At 54.8% G+C, this 621-nt stretch carries 1 protein-coding gene; it reads right to left on the bottom strand.

Annotation, left to right across the window (positions count from 1 at the left end; genetic code table 11):
- On the bottom strand, positions 1 to 621 hold a 621-nt coding region (locus HBA93_RS17995), incomplete at both ends, for a DDE-type integrase/transposase/recombinase (protein WP_221724206.1).

The raw sequence follows: 621 nt of genomic DNA, 5'->3' as shown, positions 1-621 counted from the left end.
TTGAAGAAGTAATTTTCGAGCAGGATGCGGTTCTTGAGCGTCTGGTGCCAGCGTTCGATCTTGCCCTGCGTTTGCGGATGTCCGGGAGCGCCGTGGACCTGATCGATCTTGTATTTCTCCAACCATTCGCCGAGATCGGAGGCGACGTAACACGGGCCGTTGTCCGACAGCAGTCGCGGCCGGTGCTCAACCTTGACCTTGTCGCAGCCTGAGGCGGCCAGTGCAAGATCGAGCGTGTCAGTGACGTCATCCACCTTCATGCTGGTGCACAGCTTCCATGCGATGATGTAGCGGGAATAGTCGTCGAGAATGGTCGATAGATAGAACCATCCCCAGCCGATGACCTTCAGGTAGGTGAAATCGGTCTGCCACATCTCGTTCGGCCGTGTGGTTTTGTCTTTGAACTCATCATTGGCCTTGATGACGATATAAGCAGGTGACGTAATCAGATCGTGGGCTTTGAGCAGTCGATAGACCGAAGCCTCTGATACAAAATAACTTTCTGTATCAGTGAACTTCACCGCCAGTTCACGCGGTGATAGGTCGGCATGATCGAGCGCCAGTGTGATGATGCGATCCCGGATATCGTCGGGGATACGGTTCCAGACCCGTGACGGCGCG

The sequence above is a fragment of the Ochrobactrum sp. SFR4 genome (assembly GCF_019730395.1).
Lineage (GTDB): Bacteria > Pseudomonadota > Alphaproteobacteria > Rhizobiales > Rhizobiaceae > Pseudochrobactrum.
The sequence above is the reverse complement of the archived record's forward strand: the minus strand, read 5'-3'. Positions and strand labels throughout refer to the sequence as shown.